General features: G+C 69.6%; 13 protein-coding genes. 6 read left to right on the top strand and 7 right to left on the bottom strand.

The window, feature by feature from the left end; all coding sequences use genetic code 11:
• The 3 genes from pstS to NB3_RS01345 form a co-directional block, all read right to left on the bottom strand.
• Positions 1–1,113 (bottom strand): phosphate ABC transporter substrate-binding protein PstS, encoded by a 1,113-nt coding sequence (pstS, locus tag NB3_RS01355; protein ID WP_157111427.1) that lies wholly within the window; start codon positions 1,111–1,113, stop codon positions 1–3.
• A 241-nt stretch (positions 1,114–1,354) separates the two neighbouring features.
• A complete protein-coding gene (gene mshD / locus NB3_RS01350; RefSeq protein ID WP_067795239.1) occupies positions 1,355–2,275 on the bottom strand; it encodes a mycothiol synthase in 921 nt (306 codons plus the stop codon).
• A 130-nt stretch (positions 2,276–2,405) separates the two neighbouring features.
• On the bottom strand, positions 2,406–3,170 hold the full coding sequence (locus NB3_RS01345) for a winged helix-turn-helix transcriptional regulator (protein WP_067795798.1): 765 nt from the start codon (positions 3,168–3,170) through the stop codon (positions 2,406–2,408).
• 294 nt (positions 3,171–3,464) lie between these two features.
• On the opposite strand from NB3_RS01345, the gene NB3_RS01340 reads away from it, so the two are divergent.
• The 6 genes from NB3_RS01340 (at position 3,465) to NB3_RS01315 (ending at position 7,558) form a co-directional block, all read left to right on the top strand.
• A complete protein-coding gene (locus NB3_RS01340) occupies positions 3,465–4,265 on the top strand; it encodes an LmeA family phospholipid-binding protein (protein WP_067795236.1) in 801 nt (266 codons plus the stop codon).
• Positions 4,262–4,705 (top strand): thioredoxin family protein, encoded by a 444-nt coding sequence (locus NB3_RS01335; RefSeq protein WP_067795234.1) that lies wholly within the window; start codon positions 4,262–4,264, stop codon positions 4,703–4,705. Before NB3_RS01340 ends, NB3_RS01335 begins: the two co-directional genes overlap by 4 nt.
• A gap of 287 nt (positions 4,706–4,992) precedes the next feature.
• Complete coding sequence (locus tag NB3_RS01330) at positions 4,993–5,487, top strand: DUF4395 domain-containing protein (RefSeq protein WP_067795231.1); 495 nt, start codon at positions 4,993–4,995, stop codon at positions 5,485–5,487.
• A 29-nt stretch (positions 5,488–5,516) separates the two neighbouring features.
• Positions 5,517–6,350 carry a sulfurtransferase gene (locus NB3_RS01325; RefSeq protein WP_067795229.1) on the top strand — a complete coding sequence of 278 codons (834 nt, stop codon included), beginning with the start codon at positions 5,517–5,519 and terminating at the stop codon, positions 6,348–6,350.
• A 5-nt stretch (positions 6,351–6,355) separates the two neighbouring features.
• Positions 6,356–6,661 carry a DUF1416 domain-containing protein gene (locus tag NB3_RS01320; protein ID WP_043686601.1) on the top strand — a complete coding sequence of 102 codons (306 nt, stop codon included), beginning with the start codon at positions 6,356–6,358 and terminating at the stop codon, positions 6,659–6,661.
• Positions 6,662–6,850: 189 nt separating this feature from the next.
• Positions 6,851–7,558 carry a heme-binding beta-barrel domain-containing protein gene (locus tag NB3_RS01315; RefSeq protein ID WP_067795226.1) on the top strand — a complete coding sequence of 236 codons (708 nt, stop codon included), beginning with the start codon at positions 6,851–6,853 and terminating at the stop codon, positions 7,556–7,558.
• A gap of 272 nt (positions 7,559–7,830) precedes the next feature.
• Here the strand turns inward: NB3_RS01315 and cydC are convergent, their stop codons facing one another.
• The 4 genes from cydC to NB3_RS01290 all read right to left on the bottom strand — a co-directional run.
• Entirely contained in the window at positions 7,831–9,894 is a 2,064-nt protein-coding gene (cydC, locus tag NB3_RS33855) for a thiol reductant ABC exporter subunit CydC (protein ID WP_084485568.1), read from the bottom strand.
• The gene (locus NB3_RS01300; RefSeq protein ID WP_067795223.1) at positions 9,884–11,992 is read right to left on the bottom strand and encodes an ABC transporter ATP-binding protein/permease; all 2,109 of its coding nucleotides are present in this window, start codon (positions 11,990–11,992) and stop codon (positions 9,884–9,886) included. The genes cydC and NB3_RS01300 overlap by 11 nt, the downstream gene beginning before the upstream one ends.
• Before the next feature lie 4 nt (positions 11,993–11,996).
• Positions 11,997–13,028, bottom strand: a complete 1,032-nt coding sequence (cydB, locus tag NB3_RS01295) for a cytochrome d ubiquinol oxidase subunit II (protein ID WP_067795221.1) — start codon at positions 13,026–13,028, stop codon at positions 11,997–11,999.
• 9 nt (positions 13,029–13,037) lie between these two features.
• The coding region (locus tag NB3_RS01290) for a cytochrome ubiquinol oxidase subunit I (protein ID WP_067795218.1) at positions 13,038–14,223 on the bottom strand (1,186 nt) is incomplete at its 5' end.

Genomic DNA, 14,223 nt, shown 5'->3' with positions numbered 1-14,223 from the left:
TCAGGAGATGGCGTTGATGGCGGTGGTCAGCTTGGTCTTGAACTGCTCCGGGATCGGGATGTACCCGGCCTCGTCCAAGCCCTGCTGGCCGTTGGTGACCGCCGAGGTGAGGAAGGCCTTGACCGCCTTCGACGTGTCGGCGTCGGAGTACTTCGAGCACACGATCTCGTAGGTCGGCATCACGATCGGGTACGCGCCCGCCACCGACGGCTTGTAGAACGAGGAGGTGTCGATGACCAGGTCGTTGCCCTGGCCGGAGATCTTCGCGGACTCGATCGCCTTGCCCGCGGAGGCGACGCTCAGCGTCACCGGGTCCTTGCTCGCCGAGGTGATGATGCGCGCGATCGACAGGTTCTGCGCCTTCGCGAACGACCACTCGTTGTAGGTGATCGAGTTCTTGGTGCTCTTCACCGCGGCCGAGGTGCCCTCGTTGCCCTTCGAGCCGGCGCCGACGCCGCCGTTGAAGGCCTTGCCCGCGCCCTTGCCCCAGGCGCCGTCGGAGGCGGAGTCCAGGTAGAGCTGGAAGTTGTCCGTGGTGCCCGACTCGTCGCTGCGGAAGATCACGGCGATCGGCTCGGACGGCAGCTTGGCGTTCGGGTTCAGCGCCTTGATCTCGGGCGCGTCCCAGGTGGTCACGGTGCCGTTGAAAATCTTGGCGGCGGTGGGGCCGTCGAGCGCGAGATCGGTCACGCCGTCGATGTTGTAGGTGATGGCGACCGGGCCGAAGACGGTCGGCAGGTTCCACGCGGGCGAGGCGCAGCGGTCGGCGGCCTTCTTCGGCTCGTCCTTCTTCGCGCTCAGGGGCGAGTCGGAGCCGCCGAAATCGGTCTGACCACCGAGGAATTCGCTCACACCGGCGCCGGAGCCGCTCGAGGTGTAGTTGAGGGTGGCGCCGTCGCAGTTCTTCTCGTACGCGGCGATGAAGCGCTCCATCGCGTTCTTCTGCGCCGAGGAGCCGCTGGCCTTGAGGGCCTTCTTGCCGCCGCACGCGACGTCGACCTTGGCCACATTGCCCGTGTCCGTCGCGGTGTTGTCGTCGCTGCCACAGGCGGCCAGCGTCATGGCGCCGACGGCCAGCACACCAACGAGGGCGCTGCTGCGCTTGAGATTCACTATTCCTCCGGAATGGCGTCCTACTCGTCCGGTCCCTCACCGGCCCGGACGGGTGTTGTGGTGCTGTTCGCGGGGAACTTGCGCACCAGGCAGCAGTGTGCTGCCCTCACTCAACCTAAGGTCACGTGGTTGACAGTTGGACCGACCTGAGTGAACGGAGAATGAACAGCCCGGCGCGATTGCACCTGGTAGATGTGACGTTTGCCGCAGTTTTACTCAGGCGCACCCGTTCTGCCGCCCACTATTCGAATTGCGCCGCCGCGTAGGCGACGTCGACATGCGCGGGAGCGAATCCGAGACGGGTATAAGTGCGCACCGCGGCGACATTGTCGGCCTCGGTGTAGAGCAGAACCTCGGCCAACCCGCTGTCCCGCAGGTGGCGCAAACCGGCCAAGGTGAGCAGCCGGCCGAGTCCGCGCCCCTGCGCCGCCGGATCGATGCCGACCACGTAGACCTCGCCGAGCGGAGGACGCTCCGCCTGATGCACCTTGGTCCAATGGAATCCGAGCAGATGATCGGGATCCGCGACGTCGAACGCGAGGAACAGGCCTGCGGGGTCGAACCAGGACTCGGCACGGCGGATCTCGATGTCGCGGCGGGTCCACGCGCCCTGTTCCGGATGCCAGGCGAACGCGGCGCCGTTCACCCGCAGCAATTCCGCGTCGTCGGCGGGACCGGCATAGGTGCGCAGCACAATGCCGTCCGGCACGGCCAATTCCGGTAGCTCAGGAGTTGCCAGGGACCGCCGCATCTGCCACAGCTCGCGTGCCGTCCGCAGGCCGAGCCGCGCTGCGACGGCTTTGGCCGCAGGCCGGTCGCCGTGTGCCCAGACCCGCGCGGCGGGACCGCCCGCGGCCAGTGCGGCCGTGACCAGATCGGTGCCGACGCCGTGGCCGCGCCAGGCCGGGTCCACCGCGACCTCGGCCATAGCGGGGTGTTCGCCGTGGGCCGGAACGAGATTCGCGTACCCCACGACGACGCCCTCTCGCCATGCCAGCAGGTGGCGTGCTCCGGTCTCCGCGCCCGAGGTCAGCGACAGCACGGCCTGCTCCGAGACCGGGGCGACGCCGTCGGCCTCGGTAGCACGCGCCAGCAGATCGGCGACCGCCCGCGCGGCACTCGCGTCGGGGTGGTCGGTCCAGTGTGTCGTCGCGCCGCTCATCGGCCTCCGTTCATCGAGCCGGCGGACCCGGTATCGAGTCCGTTCCTGGCAACGTCATGACGGCAGGCGGCATTTCGGTCCCGCCGATTCGGGCGCGGGCGCTGTTCGAACGCGAGCCACCCGCCGACGATCACTGCACGGAGCCGTTGACCGGAGTGAGCGAGGAATCGTCGGTGCCCTCGTTGTCGTCGTCCGGGAAGTTCACCGGCTCCCCCTTGACCGCGGTGCGCGACGGGCGCACGGCCTTGTAACCGACATTGCGCACCGTGCCGATCAGCGACTCGTATTCGCTGCCGAGTTTGGCGCGCAATCGCCGCACGTGCACGTCCACGGTGCGGGTGCCGCCGAAGAAGTCGTAGCCCCATACCTCCTGCAGCAGCTGCGCGCGGGTGAACACCCGGCCCGCGTGCTGCGCGAGGTACTTCAGCAGCTCGAACTCCTTGTAGGTGAGATCGAGCGGGCGGCCGCGCAGACGCGCGGTGTAGGTGCCCTCGTCGATCACCAGTTCGCCGAGGGTGATCTTGCCGGTGTTCTCCGGGCTGGCCACGCCGCCGTTGCGGCCGACCAGCAGCCGCAGCCTGGCGTCGAGCTCGGCGGGGCCGGTGCCGGGCAGCAGGATGTCGTCGAGGCCCCAGTCCGCGTTCACCGCGACGAGGCCGCCCTCCGTGAGCACCGCGACGACCGGCACCGACGACCCGGTGCTGCCGAGCAAACGGCACAGTCCGCGGGCCGCGGCAAGGTCGGTCCTCGCGTCCACCAACGCGACGTCCGCGGTGCCTGCCTCCAGCAACGAAGCAACCTCCGTCGGCGCGGGGCGCACGTTGTGCGCGAGCAACGCGAGCGAGGGCAACACCGACTCGGGGTTGGGGTCGGAGGTAAGCAGGAGCAGCTCCACGGGCCCTCCTCCCATCTCGTAGCCACGCGGCTGCGGCAGCACCGCCGCGGCCACGTCGCTAATCACAGGTAATCGGATGCAAGATTAGCGCGTAACAAGGCATGACCACGCATTCCGGGTGCGACGAACGCACCGGAGGACACCCGGTAGCCGGGCTCGGGCCAACCGATATGGTGCCTACATGGGTTACGTATCGGGCATGCCCCCTGTCGGCGGGGCGCCCGAAGCGGTAGCCGAACGCGCGCCGCGTGGCTTCCGGCCGCCGCGGCCCGAGACCCGGAGAGACGGGGGAGCATGCGCAAGCTGATCATCGGCCTGCTGTGTCTGGCTGGGTTCGCCATCGTCGTCGACTTCAGCACCGCGGCCTATTCGGAGTATCGCGTGTCGCGAGCGCTGCGCGACGGCGCCGATCTCACCGCGGATCCCGAGGTGACGATCCACGGTTTCCCCTTCCTCGGCCAGGCCTGGGACAGCCGCTACGACCACGTCGAGATCCGGGCGCGGGCGAAGCGCGAGGACATCCCCGGCGAGATCGCGCTGGAGGCCACGCTGACCGGCGTGCGGCTGCCGGTCGGCGAACTGGTCGACGGCAGCCTGCGCGGCGTCCCGGTGGAGCGGGTGGACAGCCGGTTACGGGTGGAGCCGACCGAACTCGGCAGGCTGTTCGGCATCCCCGATCTGCAGGTGCATTCCCGGCCCGCGGACAAGTCCGACGGCACCGGGGGCTCCGGTGGCTCCGGCATGACCACCACGGGCGCGCTGGTGCTCACCGGCACCATGCCGGAGACGCCCGGCGCGCAGTACGGCGGGGAAAAGGTCAGCGTGCAGGCCGAGCTGCTGCTCGACGGCGATCAGGTGAAGATCGTGGCGACCGGCTTCTACCGTGGCCCGCCCGGCACCGAGACCATGCCTGTGGCGGTGATCACGGAGGCAGATCGCCCCGCGGTGCTCGCCCGGTTCACCCGTACCATCGACACCAAGGAATTGCCGTTCGGCGTCCGGCCCACCAAGGTCTCCGCCCAGGGCGGTCAGATCGTGGTCGAGGGCAAGGGCGTGAACGTCACGATCGACCTCGACCGATTGCAGCGACCATGATCCAAGTCACCATCCTCGCAGTGGTACTGCTCGCCGCGCTCGCGGTGGGCGTGCTGCTGCGCCGGCGCGAGGGGAAGATCCGCGCGGCCGACGGTATCGACCTGTCCCGCTCCGCTCGCGCGGAATTGCTGGCGTCCGTCGGGGTGACCGGCGCCGGCCCCGCGGTGCTGCATTTCTCCGCCGAGTGGTGCGGACCGTGCTCCGCTGTTCGCCGGGTGGTTGCCAATGTGACGGATCAGCTCGCGGGCTCACCGCAGCCGCCGCAGGACATCGAGGTGGACATCGACGCGGAGCCCGCTCTCGCCCGGGAACTCAACGTGCTCTCGCTGCCCACCACGTTCGTCTTCGACACCGAGGGCAGGGAACGGTTCCGCATCTCCGGGGTGCCGAAGGCGACGGATCTGCACTCCGCGCTGGAGCCGCTGACCGCAGCGGCCTGACCTGCGACGACAAGTCCCCTCGACGGCCGAGATCCACCCCCGGTCCATATTCCCCCGCCGAATTGGGTAAACTGCTCTCGTGCTTGCCAACCACGAGCTGATGCTCACCCGACGCCGCACAGTGGATCTGTGTCGGCTCGGCGGTTGTTGCTGCCTGTGCCGCTGATCGGTCGGCTTTCCCGAATTTCCTGACGCCGACCTCTGTCCGCCGCGCGAGTGATCTCACGATCCCCCGGCGATTGGCAAATTTACAGTCATCGGACTTTTTCAGCGCAGGAGTACGCACAATGTCCACCGAGATCCGTAACAGTTCCGAAGCCACCCCCGTTTCCTCCGACCAGGTCGATGTGCGCGGACCGCGTTTCGCCGCCTGGGTGACCACCGGCGTCCTCGTCGTGGTACTGCTCGCCGCCGCGTTCTCCGTGGTCGCCGCGGGGGTGTTGATCGCCCTGCAAGCGGTCGTCTTCGCGGTCGGCGCCGCCCTCGGACCGCGCCGTCATCCCTACGGCCGGATCTACGCGGCGTTCGTCGCGCCGCGTCTCGCGCCGACCACCGAGACCGAGCCGACGGCTCCGCTGCGGTTCGCGCAGCTGCTCGGTTTCGTGTTCGCGGCCGTCAGCCTGCTGGGCTTCGCGCTCGGCTCCACAGTCGTCGGCGCGGTGTTCGCCGGCTTCGCTCTGTTCGCGGCGTTCCTGAACGCGGCGTTCGGGCTCTGCCTGGGTTGCCGGATCTATCCGCTGGTAGCCCGCCTCCGCCGGACCCCGTCACCGGCATCGAACTGACCCTGCACGTCATCTCTGAAAGGAAAACAATGGCTCGCTCCGATGTCCTGGTCTCCGTTGACTGGGCCGAAGAGAACCTCAACACCCCCGGCGTCGTGTTCGTCGAGGTCGACGAGGACACCTCCGCCTACGACGGTGGTCACATCGAAGGTGCCGTCCGGCTCGACTGGAAGAAGGACCTGCAGGACCAGGTTCGTCGCGACTTCGTGAACCAGGAGCAGTTCTCCGACCTGCTCTCGGCGCGCGGCATCTCGAACGACGACGAGGTCATCCTGTACGGCGGCAACAACAACTGGTTCGCCGCGTACGCCTACTGGTACTTCAAGCTGTACGGCCACAACAACGTCAAGCTGCTCGACGGCGGCCGCAAGAAGTGGGAGCTCGACGGCCGTCCGCTGTCGACCGAGCCGGTGAACCGGCCCGCCACCCAGTACAAGGCGTCGGCGCCCGACCTGAACATCCGCGCCTTCCGGGACGAGGTCATCGCGGCCATCGGCACCAAGAACCTGGTCGACGTGCGTTCGCCCGACGAGTTCAGCGGCAAGATCCTGGCTCCCGCGCACCTGCCGCAGGAGCAGAGCCAGCGTCCCGGCCACATCCCCGGCGCCATCAACGTGCCGTGGAGCAAGGCCGCGAACGAGGACGGCACCTTCAAGTCCGACGCCGAGCTGGCCGAGATCTACAAGGAAGCCGGGCTGGACGGCGAGAAGGAGACCATCGCCTACTGCCGGATCGGCGAGCGTTCCTCGCACACCTGGTTTGTGCTGCAGGAGCTGCTCGGCCACCAGAACGTCAAGAACTACGACGGCAGCTGGACCGAATACGGCTCGCTCGTCGGCGCTCCGATCGAGTTGGGAGAGTAATCGACATGTGTGCAGCACCTACCCAGGGTCAGGCCATCCCGGCCGGGGTCGACGTGGAGAAGGAGACGGTCATTACCGGCCGTGTCCTGAGCACCGACGGTCAGCCGGTGGGCGGGGCGTTCGTGCGCCTGCTCGACGGCAACGGTGATTTCACCGCCGAGGTCGTCGCGTCGGGCACCGGTGACTTCCGGTTCTTCGCGGCCCCCGGTTCGTGGACCGTCCGCGCGCTCTCTTCGGCCGGCAACGGCTCCGCCGAGGTGCGTCCCGAAGGCGCAGGCATCCACTCGGTCGACGTCGCGGTCGCCAAGTAAGACCCTCTCGCAGTCCAACGGCCCCGGTCGCTTTCCGCTCCGCGGAAGCACCGGGGCCGTTTGCGCGCCGCCGCGAGGGGGTCGTTAGACTCGGATCGTGGTCCTCTTCTTCGAGATTCTGCTGGTGGCCGTGGCCGTCCTGATCGGCTGGTTCGGCCTCTACGTCTTCTACCGGCTGTTCACCGAATCATGAGCGAACTCGCGAGCGAAGGTTCCAACCCGGCCGAGCGAGCGAGTGAACAACTGAACGGCAACGCTCCGGCCGATTCCGCCGGTCGCCGCAGCGGTGACCAGGCCGTGACCGAGGCTGCCGAACGGGCGAAATCGACCGGCGTCCGCAACATCCCGGTCCTACCGGATCTTCCGCTGCCCGAGGACACGGCGAACCTGCGCCTCGGCCCGGATCTGAGCGCCTCCATGCTCGCGCTGCTCCCGATGGTGGGCGTGTGGCGCGGCGAGGGTGAGGGCAACGATCCCGAGCGCGGGGACTACCGCTTCGGCCAGCAGATCGTCGTATCGCACGACGGCGGCGACTATCTCGCCTGGGAATCCCGGTCCTGGGTCATCGAGGCCGACGGCAACTACGGCGGCCCCGACCTGCGCGAGAGCGGCTTCTGGCGGGTCAGCATCGACGGCAACGACGAGGTCATCGAATTGCTGCTGTCGCACAGCAACGGCATCGTGGAGTTGTTCTACGGGCAAGCGCTGACCCAGTCGTCCTGGGAACTGGCCACCGACGTGGTGATCCGCAGCCAGTCCGGCATCGTCGTCGGCGGAGCCAAACGCCTCTACGGCATCGTCGAGGGTGGCGACTTGGCCTACGTCGAGGAACGCGTGGTAGCCGACGGCCCGCTCGAACCTCGCCTCTCGGCCCGCTTGCAGCGCTACATCGGCTGACGGTTTTCGGTTACCCCACCGGTACGGCCTGAATACCCGGAGAGGCGGAACAGAACGGCCCCCGAGCCATACCGGTGCGATTGTGGTCGCACGGGTCCGGTCGGACGGACCGGGGCTCGGGGGCCGGGTGACTGCCTGGAATTCGCTCAGCGCTCGCGCGGGCGAAATCCACCTGCAGCGGTGGCGCTAGCGGACAGCCACCTCACGTGTCCTATGAATAACCATTCTTCGAACCACCTCCTTCCTCGTGTACGAACGAATCTAGCGATACGTCAGTAGGTCGGCAACGGAATTTCTCGGTGGGCGGAATCGGCGCTTCCCTGCCCCACGAAGTCGGTCGTGACCTGCCCCGATGCGGATACGCGCAGTACCGCGTCGGCCCGATGGTCCTCCGGTAATTGATGTGTGACGACGACCACGGTCCGGTCCGGTTCGACGAGGCCGCTGCCTGCGTCGAGCAGATCGCGCAGCAGCTTCGTGCCCGCATCGGCTTCCAGGTGTTCCGTCGGTTCGTCCAGCAGCAGCACCCGTGCCGGTGCTGCCAGCGCGCGGGCGAGCAGGATGCGGCGGCGCTGGCCGCCCGACACGGCTGCCGCTCCCCCGACGAGATCGGTGTGCACGCCCTGCGGCAGCCCGTCCAGCCAGTCGCCGAGACCGACTGTCCGCAACGCTGCCTTCGCTTCCTCCTCGGTCAGGTCACCGCGGGCTACCCGGAGATTCTCGAGCACCGAAGTGCCGAACAAGTGCGCGTCCTCGGCGAAGAAGGTGACGCCGGGCCGGGGCGTGTCGAACAATCCGGCCCACTGCATCAGCAGGGTGGTCTTGCCCGCGCCGCTGGGGCCGACTACGGCGATCCGGCGGCCATCGGGGAGGCCCGGCACGCGTGCGTCAACGGGGCGGCCCGGGTGGGAGACGCTTGCCCACGGTCGTCCCGGCTCCGGTTCCACTTCGAGCCGGGCGGCTGGTGGGTCGGCCGCGCCCGGGGATCCCTTCGAGCCGACGTCACCCGTGGGCTGCGAAGGAGCCGCGTCGATGGCGCCGGACCGCGGGCGGGAGTCGGTTCCGGCGGAAGTACTGTCACCGCCGGTCCAGGAGGTCCGCTGGCGGAATACCGAGATGTCCGCCGGGTCGGCGGCGTTCGCCGCACCTCCGGTCGGCAGCGAACGCGCGGCAAGCGGCGCGAGGACTGCGGGCGTACCGTCACCGCTGGTCCAGGAGGTCAGCTGGTGGAATACCGGGATGACGGCTGGGTCGGCGGCGTTCGCCGCGCCTCCGGTGGACGGCGGGCGCGCGGCGCGCGGCGCGGGGTTCGTCGGCGCTGTGGGCGGATCGGATTCGAACTCATCCAGCCGATGCAGCGCCGCACGGGCAGTCGTCAGCGCTTGCGCCGCGGCGGGTAACGGGCCGACCGCTTCGAAAGCCGACAGGGGTAACAGGACGAGGACCACGAGCGCCATCGGCGTCATGGCGCCCGTCGTGCCGCCGTCCGGGCCGTAGAGGGTGATGCCGATCAGCAGCGCGCCGAGTACCGCGGCGCCGATGGACAGCGGCGTGGCGGCGGCCGACCAGGCACTGCGCGCGGCAGCCCGGTCTTCCGCGGCGACCGCGCGGCGCGACGCTTCCGCCGCCGCGGCGAGGGCGGCGCCGAGACGGCCCGCGACGCGCAGTTCGGCGGCGTGGTCGAGCACCGTGAGAGCTTGGGCCGTGAACTCCGCCCGGTCGGCGCGCACGGCCCGCTCCGCCTCCGCCGCGGCCTGGGACGACAACCACGGCGCGACGATGCCGGACAGGGCCAGCGCACCCGCCAGGATCGCGGCCGCGGCGGGCGCGATCGTCGCCAGGAGCGCGACGGCCGCGAATGAGAGCACGAGGGCGACCGCGACCGGCACGAACACGCGGACCACCACGGCGCCGAGATCGTCGATGTCGCTGCCGACCCGGACCAGGAGATCGCCGCGGCGCGGCGGCTTCGTGCCCGTCCGGTCGTCTCCGTCCTCCGTGGCTTCGGGACGGCGCAGCCAGAAATCCGAGCGGGCCAGCGTGCGGTAGACCGTGGTGCGCGCGGTCGTCATGGCGCGCAGCGCGACATCGTGCGTGGCGAGCCGTTCCAGGTACCGGCACAGGCCGCGGGAGATGCCGAGGGCGCGCACCGCGACGACGGCGATGCTCAGGTCCAGCACCGGCGGCATCTGCCAGGCGCGCGCGATCAACCAGGCCGCCAGCGCCGCGAGCCCGAGTCCGCTCCCCAGCGCCAGCACGCCCCAGCCGATCGCCACCGCGACCCGCCAGCGGGACAGTTCCAGCAACGCCCACATGCGGCGCAGATCAGCGACCATGTCGAGGAACCTCCACTCGGTCCGAGCGCACCGCCACGACATGGTCGGCGGCGGCCAGCACGGTGGGGCGATGGCCGATGACGATCACCGTCGCGCCCGCACGGGCGCGGGCCCGGAGCGCGGCGAGCACGGTGGCTTCGGCGGCGGCGTCGAGGTGCGCGGTCGGCTCGTCCAGCAGCAGAATCGGGCGCTCGGTGGCCAGCACCCTGGTGAGTGCGAGGCGTTGCCGCTGGCCGAGGGACAATCCGATGCCGCCGGGGCCGACCACGGTGTCCCAGCGCTCGGGCAGGCCGTGGAGCACGGTGTCGAAACCGGTTGCCAGGCAGGCGGCTTCGAGATCGTCGACCACCCGCACCGGACCGCGTGCCGTGTGGTCCACCGTGCGCGCGCCGAGCAATTCGAGGTTGTCCCGCAGCGTGCCCGGCACCAGCACCGGACGCTGCGGTAACCAGGCCACGCGCGCCCACCATCGCTCCGGGTCCAGTTCGCGCACGTCGACGCCGTCGACCGTCACAGCGCCACGGTCCGGCGTGATCAGGCCCAGGATCGCCTGCACCGCGGTCGATTTCCCACTTCCATTGGGACCTGCGAGCACCGTGACCGCACCGGGCCGCAAGATCGCCGACAGGCCCGCGGGGGCGAACCCGTCCCGCGCCTCGACCGAGAGATCGCGAAGTTCGACCGTGCCAGGGCCGGCAGGGCTGCGGCGGCGAGCCGTCTCGACGGCTGCCTCCAGCGCGGTGCGGCGGCCGTGTGTACCGACGCGCGCCGACTCACCGCCGACCGCCACCTCACCGTGCACACCGTCGCCGGGCGCCGACTCGCTGCGGGTCGCCGCCGCGCCGGAACCCACGGCGCTGCTGTGGCGAGCCGTCGCCAAGGCTCCCTCCGACGCGGTGCGGCGGCCGTTGCCGATGTCGGCGCGGGCCGATCCGTCCGGCGCGGCCGCACAGGGACCGACCACGCTCGGCGCCGGGTGGTCGGCGGCCTCGGGCTCGGCATCGGCGGCGAGCGTCGGGCCCGGCATGGCATGGCCGGGTCGGCTCTCGGTGGACTCGATGTCAGTGCTGATACCGGAGCCGACGCGATCGGTAGCGGTGGATTCGAGGATCGCGAACGCACGGTCCGCGGCCGCCATGCCGTCCTGGGCGGCATGGAATCGTTCGCCCACCATGCGTAGCGGCAGGTACACCTCCGGGGCGAGCACTAGCACCACCAGGCCCGCGTAGAGGCTCATCTCACCGAACACCAGCCGCAGTCCGATGGAGACCGCGATCAGCGCGACGCTCAGTGTCGCGAGCAGCTCCAGCACCATCGAGGACAGGAAGGCCATGCGCAGCGCGCGCATGGTGCGCTCGCGCAAGGCGTCACCGAGAGCGCGGACGCGGTGCTGCATGGTGCGTCCGGACTCGCCCCGCTGGTCCGGTGCCGCCTCGCCGCTCTCCCGGCCGAGCGCGCGCAACGTCGGCATGCCCGCGAACAGATCGAGCAGTTGGTCCGACAACCGGGTGGTGGCCGCGAGCGTGGCTTCGGCACGCCCTTGGGTCAGCAGCCCGATGAGGACCATGAAGACCGGGATGAGCGGCAAGGTGATCACCACGATCACGGCGGAAGCCGGATCGTGTGCCGCGATCACCGCGAGCACGATCGGCGGGACCAGCACCGCCAGCAGCAGAGCGGGCAGGTAGCCGACCAGATACCCGCGCAGCCCGGACAAGCCCGTGCCGACGACGACGGCCAATTCCGTTCGGCGCGCGTCCAGTTCGCGGGGCGACAGCCGAGCGCCCGTGCCGAGCACCGCGCCTTCCAGCTCCGCCACCACGCTCGCGCCCGCTCGGTGCGCGAGACGGGACTGCGACCAGGTGGCGAGGACCCGGCAGGCGATAGCGGCCGCGAGTCCGACCAGTTCGGCCGTCCACGCGCCGAGCGTGCGCGCGGCCGGATCGGTGACCACGCCGGCGAGCACCCGTCCGATCAGCACCGCCGCGACCACGATCGCGCCGGTGACGACCAGTGACAGCGCCACGCTCAGCGCGAGGTAGCTACGCGCCGAGCGGGCGTAGCGCCACAAGCGCGGATCGATCGGCGGGCGGGCCATGACGTCAATCCTGCGCTGACCGCAAGGGCAGGCCGACCGGGGGCGGGATCTGCTCGACGGTGATCCGCTTGCGGAACACCCAATACGTCCAGCCCTGGTACACCAGCACCACCGGCGTGACCAACGCGGCGGCCCAGCTCATCACCTTCAGCGTGTACGGCGTGGAGGACGCGTTGTAGACCGTCAGGTCGAACGCGGCGTCGATGGTCGAGGGAAGCACCGCGGGAAACAGCGAACCGAACAGCAGCGCGGTCGCCGCGGCGACGGTCACCGTGGTGCCGGTGAACGCCCACCCGTCGCGCTGGGCGACATCGGCCGCCGCCGCAACGGCCAACCCGAGCACGGCCAGCCCGAGTGGGATCCAGGTCCAGCCGGTCCCGTGGGCCAGCTGGGTCCACACTCCGAATCCGCCGACCACGACCACGGCCGGGACCAGCAGCAACCGGGCGGTGCGCCGGGCGTCGTCGCGAACCTCGCCCGCGGTCTTGAGCACCAGGAACATCGCCCCGTGCAGCGCGAACAACAGTCCGGTCGCCAAACCGCCGAGCAAGGCGTAGGGCCCGAACAGGTCGGCCACCGAACCAGCGAACTGCTTCTTCTCGTTCAGCGGTACCCCGTGCACGACATTCGCGAACACCCATCCCCACGCCAGCGCCGGGACCCAGGAGCCGATGCCGATGCCGATGTCGCAGCGGGCGCGCCAGCGCGGGTCATCGATCTTGCCGCGGTACTCGATGGCGCAGATGCGCAGGATCAGCGCGACCAGCACCAGCAGCAACGCCAGGTAGAAGCCGGAGAACAGGCTGGCGTACCACTCCGGGAACGCGGCGAACATCGCCGCGCCCGCGGTGATCAGCCAGACCTCGTTCGCGTCCCACACCGGCCCGATGGTGTTGAGCACCGCGCGTCTGCGCCGGTCGGACCCCTTGCCGAGGATCGGCATTAGCATGCCGACGCCGAAATCGAAGCCCTCCAGCACGAAGTAGCCGGTGAAGAGCACACCGATCAGGACGAACCAGAACTCTTGCAAACTCATCGCCGGCTCCTAGTAGGCGAACGAAAGTTGTTCGACGGCGGGTTCTTCGGCGCGGCGGCCGCCGGATGCCGCGTCCGTGTCGTGTGGCCCGGCCGTGGCGGGCGCGGCCGGATCGGGTCCGTGGACGACGTAGCGGCGCATCAGGAAGAACCACACGAGCGCCAGCGCGCCGTACAGCAGGGTGAAGACGATCAGCGAGAACAGCACGACGCCCGGCGCGTGATCCGAGACGCCCTGCTGCACGGTCAGGCGCAGGTTCGGGTCGCCGGTGGGGTTGGGCGCGACCACCCAGGGTTGCCGCCCCATCTCGGTGAACACCCACCCGGCGCTGTTGCCCAGGAACGGGGTGGGGATCGCCAGCAGGCTCAGCCAGGAGAACCAGCGCTGGTCGGGCACCTGTCCGCGGCGGGTCAGCCACAGTCCGGCCAGCGCGAGCAGCGCCGAACCCGCCGACAGCCCGATCATGGCGCGGAACGACCAGTAGGTGACGAACAGGTTGGGCCGGTAGTCACCGACGCCGAACTTCTCGTTGTAGGTCTTCTGCAGGTCGACGACGCCGTCCAGCGTCACGCCGGTGAACTCCCCCTTCGCCAGCCAGGGCAGCACATAGGGCACTTCGAGCACGTGCGTCACGCTGTCGCAGTTGTTGTGCGTGCCGACGGTGAGCACGGAGAAATCGGGATCCAGGGCGGTGTGGCACAGCGATTCCGCCGAGGCCATCTTCATCGGCTGCTGCTCGAACATCAGCTTGCCCTGCACGTCGCCGGTGTACACCAGCGCACCCATCGCCGCGATCACCACGACGATGCTCGCCCGCGCCGCCGGCCGCCACATCTCGCGCGCCTCCGCCTTTTTCGCCGGGTCGCCGCTGCGCGCGTTGCGCACCATCCACCAGCCCGCGATGCCCATGACGAAGGTGCCCGCTGTGAGGAAGGACCCGGCCACCACGTGCGGAAAAGCCGCCAGCAGTGTGTTGTTGGTGAGCACCTGCACGATGCTCTCCAGTTCCGCGCGTCCGGTCTCGGGGTTGTAGCGGGCGCCGACCGGATGCTGCATGAACGAGTTGGCCGCGACGATGAAGTACGCCGAGGCGTTCACGCCGATCGCGACCATCCAGATCGCGCCGAGGTGCAGCAGTTTCGGCAACCGAGTCCAGCCGAAGATCCACAGCCCGAGGAAGGTCGACTCCATGAAG

The sequence above is a fragment of the Nocardia beijingensis NBRC 16342 genome (assembly GCF_001612785.1).
GTDB lineage: Bacteria > Actinomycetota > Actinomycetes > Mycobacteriales > Mycobacteriaceae > Nocardia > Nocardia beijingensis.
This window is presented reverse-complemented; position numbering and strand designations above follow the sequence as displayed.